The sequence below is a fragment of the Pricia sp. genome (genome assembly GCF_041745955.1).
Lineage (GTDB): Bacteria > Bacteroidota > Bacteroidia > Flavobacteriales > Flavobacteriaceae > Pricia.
In genome coordinates, this window is sequence record NZ_JBGTHY010000218.1 from 1 (window position 1) to 8,785 (window position 8,785).

Consider the following 8,785-nt stretch of genomic DNA (forward strand, 5'->3'; position numbering starts at 1 on the left):
TAATGTTGCTCAGCCGAACAAAAGAACTATTTCTGTAAATATTGAAAGCGGCGGCACCATCATCGGAAAACAACCTGGCATAGTCGTTTAACGGATTCTCCGGTGTCCAATAAGGCGTTTGCGGAGAATTCACCCGATCAACGAACCCATTTCGGTTCTTCGCCTCGTTGAACACCCTTTTTTGACCCAATCTAGCGTACATTTCGAAGGAGAAATCAAGATTCTTGAACAGCGTAAATGTATTCGACAGTCCCAGATTTAATTTTGGGGAGCGGTTACCTAGAAAAACTTTATCCTCATTATCAAAAACACCATTGCCATCGACATCCCTCAATTTGAAATCACCCGGTACGCGATTGACTGCCGCCGCTTCGGCAGCCTCGTCTAATTGAAAGACGCCCAGCTCTTCAAAATCCCATATAACATCGACAGCTTGCCCTATAAATCTTTGTGTAGTAATATCGTCGAGTTCGTTTCCGTTTTCATCTAAATCTCCGTACAATGCGTTAATTTGATTACGATTCGTGGAAAGATTAAAACTAGTATTCCAAGTAAAATTTTCGTTGTTGAAATTTTGTGTTGATATCACAAATTCCAACCCTTCGTTCTGCACTTCTCCCAAATTGGTGAAAACACCTGTAAACCCCGTTATATCCGGTAATTGGCGTTCAACGATCAAATCCGTGGTTATATTCTTGTAATAATCTATTGAACTTTCAACAATACCACCGGCAAAGCTAAAATCAAGACCAAGATTTACCGCTTTCGTTCTTTCCCACCTCAAATCGGCGTTTTCCAGCGTGTTGTTGTTAAGGGCAGGTACCGGTATCACGGTGCCCCCATCTACATTCAAGTAATTACCCCCTGAAAGTTCCGATAATTGTGCATATGCCCCAAGTCCGCGATTATTATTGAAAGACCGAAAGCCAGCGGTAGTCGTTACTCCCCTGGCACTTCCAAAACCTCTATTCCCGTTTTCACCGTAGGATGCCCTCAGTTTTAGAAAAGTTACGAAATCCGATTTAAAAAAATCTTCTTCAGAAATGGTCCATGCCCCACCTATGGAAGGAAAATAAGCTCTTCTATTACTGGCACCAAATGCCGAATAACCATCCCTTCTCATGGTCAAGGTCAAATTATACTTAGAATCGTAGCTATAATTGAAACGGGTCATTATGGCGTCGCCAGTAGTTTCTTCATCATCGGTAAATACATTTTGATTCACACCAGCTTGTAAATTACCAAAACCCAAAGCATCACTTGGCTCAAAATTATTGGCATTTGCAATGGTTGTAAACGTTTGAAACCTTTCTGCATAGAATAGGGCGGTCAACCCAAAGGTGTGCTTATCAATGACCCTGTCCCATCGAATGATATTATCCAATTGGTACTCCGTTTGTTTTCGGTTCCATCTTTGTGCGGTACCAATAATATTATTTGGGTTTAAGGATGAAGCGTGGTAAAAGTATTCCTCAAAATCCAATCTGTTAGTATAGCCTAATTCATAGGAAAAACCCAACGGCAACTGTATTTTAGCGTAAATACGGGAATTAAACGTGTGCTCTAAATCAATAATATCATCATAGGTGGGTCGCAAAAAAGCCGATTGTGCCCCTGCCCCCGGATCATCTTGCGGACTGATTCTCAACAAGGTGCCTTCGTCATTAAATTCCGAGCCCCATGGAGAAGAAGAAAAAACCTGATTTTGATCGGCAGGGATAAACCCTTCATCCCTTTTAGCAAATTGCGTGTTCATACCCACGGTCAGCCAATCGGTGATTTTAGCATCTAAATTTAAACGAGAGCGTATGGCCTCGAATTTTTCTCCCTCAATAATGCCTTCGTTAGACGTGCGGCCTATCGACCAGTAATAATTCAATCCACCGTTTCTACCCGAAATACTAACGTTTTGTTCATTTCTAAAGCCGGTTCTCATAATCTTGTTGTACCAGTCCAAACTTCTACCGGCTAAAAAATTATCGATTTCGACATCTTGAAAGCCGATTCTCGTCAGCCAAGCCGTGGTCGGATCACCCTGTGCTCCCGTATATCCCAGCCATTGCTCAAGGGACACCCCTGTCGGTAAATTATTCGGGTTATCAAAAATACCCAGGTTCTCCGAAGCCAGCTGTCCTCGGCTACTCTTGAATACATCTACACGCCAATCGGCATACCCTTGAGGACCATATGGTTTTACCGGATCCGCTTCTTTAGCCCACCCAACACTGCTGTTAATGGTAATCGTAGGTTTCTCGCTGGTACCTTTCTTGGTCGTCACCAAAATTACCCCTCCTGCCCCTCTAGCACCATAGACCGCGGCAGAACTGGCATCCTTTAAAACATCGATTTTATCGATATCGTTCGGGTTGATATCCGAAAGATCGCCCGTATACAAAATACCATCAACAACGATCAACGGACTGGTACCGGCCGCCAAACTATTATTGCCCCGTATCTGAATTTGGCTCGTACCTTTAGGGGAGGCAGAGAAACCGATATTAAGACCGGCAACATTACCACGTAAAATATCGGTAACACTGTTTACCGATTGATTTGAAAGCGCCTCGGCATCTACCTGCGCAACAGATCCAGTCAAATCTTTTTTCTTAACGGCTCCATAACCCACTACGACCACTTCATCTAAGGTAGAGGCACTGGGTTCTAATGAAGCATCTATCCGGGATTGACCTCCAACTGCAATTTCCTTTTGCCCGTAGCCAATATAATCAATGACCAAAGTCCCGTTCTGATTGGCCAAATCGATAGTATAGTTACCATCGAAATCGGTAGATACCCCATTGGTGGTTCCTTTTTCAACCACGGAGGCACCCGGCAAAGGCACCCCGGCATCATCCGAAATTGTGCCCGACACTGTAAAAATGTCCTGGGCATATGCACTAAAGGATGACAAAAGCATTAGAAGTAGAACCAACAGCATGTATTTGCCCTGATTTATTTTTTGTAGTCGATGATGTTTCATACATGGTTTGTTTAATGGGTTCAGTTTTCAGGATAGTGTTAAAGCAAAGCTAAAAAAAAATTCATTCTGCGCAACCGATTGCGTAAAAAATTATAAAATATTTTATCAATAAGCCTAAATTTAACGGTTTTGAATGATGTATAGTAGTTTTATTGAATCCAATTTTTACTTTTATATGATATTTGATTTGTTACTATTAATTTGTTGCGTATTATTGTTGCGTTACTCTTGAATCAGTTCCATATGGTTAAAAAGATTACCATCTATGATTTGGCCGAACAGCTCAAGGTCTCGCCGGCAACCGTGAGCAGAAGCCTAAACAATCATCCGGCCATCAGCCAGAAAACCAAGGATAAGGTCGTTTTGTTCGCCAAAGAGGCCGGATATCGTACCAATAAATTCGCCTCCAACCTTAGCAAACAAAAATCGAATACGATTGGGGTCATCGTGCCCAAATTGAACTCCAACTTTATGTCCACCGTACTTTCCGGTATCGAAAAAGTGGCCAATGATATCGGCTACAACCTGATAATCAGCCAATCCTTGGAATCTGAAAAAAAGGAAAAGTTAAACGCTAAAACCCTATATGATAGTGGGGTTGATGCGCTGTTGGTATCATTAGCCTACGAGACATCGAACGCGGACCATTTTGAGCAATTTATCAAACGTAAGATACCGCTGTTATTTTTTGACCGGGTTTTTGACCTGGCCAATTGCCCGACCATATTGATCGATAACGAGGCGGCCGGTTTCGAAGCTACCGAACATTTGATTCAACAAGATTGTAAAAACATTCTTCACATTGCGGGGAGCCTGCGAAGAAACGTATACGCCGAACGCTTTCAAGGCTATAAAAACGCATTGCAAAAACACGGTCTGCCCTTCAGGGATAAGAACCTTTTAGAGGTCGATCTCGACATCGATAAAATTGACGAAGCCGTCCGGCATATTGTAGGTTCGGCCGAAAAAATCGACGGTATTTTTGTTTCCAACGATATTTTTGCGGTACATTGTATCAAGGAACTCAAAAAACTTGGGTATAAAATCCCTGAGGATATTAAAATCGTAGGTTTTAACAACGATCCCGTTTCGGAGGTTATCAGTCCCACACTTACCACCATCGAATATCCCGGTTACAAAATGGGTATTTTAGCGGGACAAAGCATTATCGGTCACCTTAACGGGTCGCTCAATATACAGTCGGCGGACCAAATTATTCTCAAACATAAACTTATTATAAGGGAATCAACAACAGCATAAATAACAATGAACATGAAACATCAAACTCTGGGACAATGAACATGAAACATCAAACTCTGGCAGCTTTAGTACTTTTTTCAATAGGTACCGCATTTGGCCAAAACATCGAACCCATTGAGATCACCGAAGAATGGCTTGCAAAAATAGAGCAGTTGGCTCCTTCCGATCCAACAGTTAAAAGCACGAAAAATAGGAATGTTTTGGTATTCTCAAAGGCCACGGGTTTTGACCATTGGACCATTCCCCACAACAATGAGATGTTGAAGATTCTTGCTGAAAAATCGAAGGCGTTTCAGGTCAATGTGGGTTACGATATTTCGAATTTCGAGGCGGGAAACCTCAAAAAATACGATGCGGTCATTCTCAACAATTCCAACCCCAGCGGCCCTGATCGTGACCTTTTCGCGGACCTTTTAAGACAAAACACGACCATGGCGGATGCTGAAATCACCAAAAAGGCATCCGAATACGAAAAAAATCTGATGGAATACGTGTCCGGGGGCGGAGGACTCATGATCATGCACGGTGCGATTACCGTGCAAAATAATTCCAAAACGTTCAGCAAGCTTTCCGGGGGCAGTTTTGATTATCATCCGAAGCAACAAGAAATGCATGTGAAGGAAGTAGACGAAAAACATCCCTTGGTGCAAGCCTTCAAAGACAATGGTTTCACCCACGTTGATGAACCCTATTTTTTTAACAATGCCTATTTCGACTATAACTTTAGGCCCTTACTCTATATCGAGGCAGACAAGTTGGAGGGGTTGAAAAAAGAGGTCGATAACAATACCGTCTATGTCGCTTGGATCAAAAAACACGGAAAGGGAAGGGTTTTTTATACTTCCCCATCGCACAATGCCCAAAGTTTTGAAAATCCGGAGCTGCTCCAGTTCTTTTTGGATGGAATACAATATGTGGTAGGTGATCTAAAGGCGGACGATAGCCCGATGAAATAAAAAGTGTAAATTCAAATCCAAGGGCAAACCCAAATTCAAATTCAAATTCAAATTCAAATTCAAATTCAAATTCAAATTCAAATTCAAATTCAAATTCAAATTCAAATTCAAAAAGTTTTTTTAAAGATATGTGGAATCTATTGAGGGTGCTAATGCTGTTTTTTTTAGTCTTTGCGATTTCGTGTAAAGAGGGGAAAAAAGTCGATATGGAAAAGGAGAAGGTATTATCCGTCGAGGAAGGGACATCTTTTGAAGAAGGAACATCTTTTGAGGAAGGAACATCCGTTAGAGAAAAGACATCCGTTGGCCATGATATGGACAAAGGCGTGGAGTTACTTGAAAAATGTATCGAGGCCCACGGGGGAATGCAACGATGGAATTCCTTCACCGCCCTCGCATACGATCTTGACGACAACGGCAAAATGGTGCATCAAATTACGCAACTGAAAGACCGGCGTACCCATATAAAATCGAAAGATTATGAGGTGGGCTTCGATGGTGATGTCGCTTGGGCGATGCCGAACGCTGAAAAAGTTTCCGGTGGATCGGCCGCGTTTTATTACGACCTTGATTTCTATTTTATCGGGATTCCCTTTCTACTTAAAGATCCCGGGGTCAAAGCGGCCTATGCCGGCAAGGTAACGGTCAACGGAGTGCCCTACGAATCGCTAAAAATAACCTTCGGTACCGGAGTGGGACTGACCCCGAACGACATCTATTTTCTATATATGGATCCCGAAACCTTTATGCTGCGTATCCTCACCTATTCCATTTCCTATTTTGATAGCGAAAACGCACAAATAAACAGCGCCAAGGTATATTCTGGTTACAATGGAGTGCAGGGATTGCAAATGCCGACCCAAATGGAAAATTTTGAATGGGACTCCGAGTCCGAGGAAATGGGCAAGAGCAAAAACCATATCCGAGGTTTTAGCAACATCCGATTTTTAAATGAAGTGCCCGATGAAAGTCTTTTTGAAGTACCCGAAGGAGCCGTCATTGAGCAAGTGGAATGAAATGTTATTTTAAGTTTTCATTCCGAATACTCTTGCAATTCCGGTTCGGTATATTCTCCACCACTTTCCGATTTTTTATCGCGGAGCTCCTTTATTTTTCCAGGTTTTACCCAATGAGGTGTTCTGGAAAATGCGTTGGTCACGTAGGTGATAACATCAGAGATATCTTTGTCCGAGAGGTTGGGGTTACCATTAAGGCCTGGCATCGCTTGGTTAAACTTGTATTGTTTACCGTTGACAAGTACCGGACCCGACAAGCCGTGCAGGATGATCAATGCTAATCTTTCAGGGGAATTCGCTACGTATTCCGAGTTCATCAATGGCGGTGCTACACCGTCGGTACCTTCACCATTTATTCCGTGACAAACCGAACACATTTGACGGAAGAGTTTCGCACCCTTGGTACGCGTATCCATTGCGACGGCGGTATTGGTAAAAATGGGATTCGGCTTGTCCTGCTTTTTTCGTTCGATGCTATTTGTTATCCTAGTTTCTAGATCACTATCCTTGAAATTGGGATTCTCTTGCAAACCTGCCAATACTGATTCCACCGAATCGTCCATACCGCTCAAAAGGGCTTCCGTCACTATCGGATTATTTTTATAGGAGTCGAAGAGCGCATGAACCAAGGGAAGGAAATCTGCTTTGGAAGCTTTTGCCCAAATTCCGACCGTGCTTGCCAAATACAGATCGATAGATCTGTCGTTCTTGGCCAGTACAGCCTTAAATAGTTTTTGGGCCTCTTTGGCTTTTTCTTTGGATACAAAATCCTCCAAAAGTACAATAGCGTGAGAAATAACGTCAGGGCCACTTTTTTCGGCAATTGACTTCAACAAATCGAACGACAGGGCATCCAATCCTTTTAGCGTATATAGCCCATGTATTTGTGACAACGGACTATTGGTTTCCATCACCAATTTTTCGAGTGCGGATTTCGCTTCTTTTTTATCCTTAAAAATCAGATAATGTTGGGCACGGTCCCGTATCCAACCATTTTTATCTTTGAGCAACTTGACCAATTCCGTTCCGGACAAGTTTTCAAAATCGGGTATTTTCAACGTTTCGGTATCTTTATTTTTAATTCTAAGGATTCTCCCATATCCGGTCAGGGTGTCCAACTGCTTTTTTTGTGCCACTTTTTTTAAATAAGGACTCAAAAATGCGTAGTGCTGGATGACGCCAATATGCATATCGACCACGTATAAACCGCCATCAGGCCCGTTGGATAGGCTTACCGGGCGAAATCCTTCATCGGTAGAAGCCAAAAATTCCTTTTCTTGCCAAGCCTGTTTCGCACTGATGCTGTCGCCGTGAAACGCGAGGATGTTCCGCTTGATCAAATTGGCCTCGGGCACACAGACGAATACATTTTGATCATAGCCATCGGGAAATGTACCGCCACGATATACCAAAGGTCCCGAAGCCGAGGTGACCTCTTTCAAAAGACTGTCTTTATCAAGAACCCCGGATGCATAGCCACGGTTTACACTAGTAGCATGTAATGGGTACACCCGCTGGTCATCGGTCAAAAGTCGGTTTACGCCCTGCTTAGGCTCTATGTACTCGTTACGAACCAATCGATTTGGCAAAACGTAATCTCCCAGAAGTTGTCGTGCGTTATCGTTGAAATAAAGCCTTCCGAAGTTATCATGTGTTATGCCCCACTGCCCGCGGACCGTGGTAGGCTTCTTACGCCATTCCCCATTTTTGAGCTGGTATCGGTAGGCATGCTTTGCATTATATATCCAGTTATCGATATTGAGCAACAAACCGTTGGATTGGTGTTCGGGATTACCCTCAGGGGCATATAATGAATCGACCAAGGTTCGCTTTCCAGGTAGGTCGTTCTCGATTTCGATGAACCATAGATTCGGGGGCTCGGCATAGAGCAAGCCTCCATAGACGAATGCCAAGGCCCTGGGCATTACAAGACTGTCCAAAAACACTTTGGAATGATCCATTACGCCATCCTTGTCCAAATCTTCCAAAATCCGGATAGCGCCTGTCGGCTCCTCTTCACCCTTGCCCTCTATGTTGTTCATATAGCCGGGCATTTCGGCCACCCAGATTCTTCCTTTGTCATCAAAATCCATTGCCACCGGAGCCTGTAATAGCGGTTCAGCCGCCAACATTTGTAATTCGAAACCTTGTTCGATCTTATAATCTTCCAATGAAATATTCGGTTCTTCGAAAGATGGGGCGCAGCCTAACAACACTGAACATAGCAATGCTGTGAAAACTGCCGTTTTCATGTAGATCGTTTGTATTTTCAAAAGCAATTTTTTAAGAAGATGCTACAAATTTAACGATTAACCCTCAGATCTCATCCAAATAGATAAAGAATCAATGGCCTATAGTATTGGCCGAGACGAAAATCTACCAAATAAAATGGTTGTAAGCACCACATAAGATTCTTTAAAAATGAGAATATAAACCATAAAAAAAGGTCCCGATCAACTGGTGATCGGGACCTTCCGAGGTAAGGCGGCATCCTACTCTCCCACCTTTCGGCAGTACCATCGGCGCTGGCGGGCTTAACTTCCCTGTTCGGAATGGAAAGGGGTGGGCCCCGC

Annotated in this window: 5 protein-coding genes and 1 rRNA gene; 3 read left to right on the forward strand and 3 right to left on the reverse strand. The window is 43.1% G+C overall.

Going from position 1 to position 8,785, the window contains the following annotated elements; all coding sequences use genetic code 11:
• Nucleotides 1–2,980 (reverse strand): SusC/RagA family TonB-linked outer membrane protein (locus tag ACEW8S_RS07885; RefSeq protein WP_373517617.1); only part of this gene is annotated, 2,980 nt, incomplete at its 3' end.
• Between the two features lie 243 nt (nt 2,981–3,223).
• Between ACEW8S_RS07885 and ACEW8S_RS07890 the strand changes: the two genes are divergently transcribed.
• The 3 genes from ACEW8S_RS07890 to ACEW8S_RS07900 all read left to right on the forward strand — a co-directional run bounded on the left by ACEW8S_RS07890 (nt 3,224) and on the right by ACEW8S_RS07900 (nt 6,212).
• Nucleotides 3,224–4,240, forward strand: coding sequence for a LacI family DNA-binding transcriptional regulator (locus tag ACEW8S_RS07890; protein ID WP_373517618.1), 1,017 nt, complete (start codon nt 3,224–3,226; stop codon nt 4,238–4,240).
• Between the two features lie 35 nt (nt 4,241–4,275).
• Nucleotides 4,276–5,196, forward strand: a complete 921-nt coding sequence (locus tag ACEW8S_RS07895; RefSeq protein WP_373517619.1) for a ThuA domain-containing protein — start codon at nt 4,276–4,278, stop codon at nt 5,194–5,196.
• A gap of 206 nt (nt 5,197–5,402) precedes the next feature.
• Nucleotides 5,403–6,212, forward strand: a complete 810-nt coding sequence (locus tag ACEW8S_RS07900) for a DUF6503 family protein (protein ID WP_373517620.1) — start codon at nt 5,403–5,405, stop codon at nt 6,210–6,212.
• Nucleotides 6,213–6,229: 17 nt separating this feature from the next.
• Here the strand turns inward: ACEW8S_RS07900 and ACEW8S_RS07905 are convergent, their stop codons facing one another.
• Together ACEW8S_RS07905 and rrf are read right to left on the reverse strand one after the other, a co-directional pair.
• Entirely contained in the window at nt 6,230–8,485 is a 2,256-nt protein-coding gene (locus tag ACEW8S_RS07905) for a c-type cytochrome (protein WP_373517621.1), read from the reverse strand.
• Nucleotides 8,486–8,691: 206 nt separating this feature from the next.
• Nucleotides 8,692–8,785: ribosomal RNA gene (gene rrf, locus ACEW8S_RS07910) — 5S ribosomal RNA — on the reverse strand; the annotation flags it as partial.

Bases quoted from the DNA above. Each gene is read 5' to 3' on its own strand.
- ACEW8S_RS07890 (WP_373517618.1), top strand. From the start codon at position 3,224: ATGGTTAAAAAGATTACCATCTATGATTTGGCCGAACAGCTCAAGGTC.
- ACEW8S_RS07895 (WP_373517619.1), top strand. From the start codon at position 4,276: ATGAACATGAAACATCAAACTCTGGCAGCTTTAGTACTTTTTTCAATA.
- ACEW8S_RS07900 (WP_373517620.1), top strand. From the start codon at position 5,403: ATGGAAAAGGAGAAGGTATTATCCGTCGAGGAAGGGACATCTTTTGAA.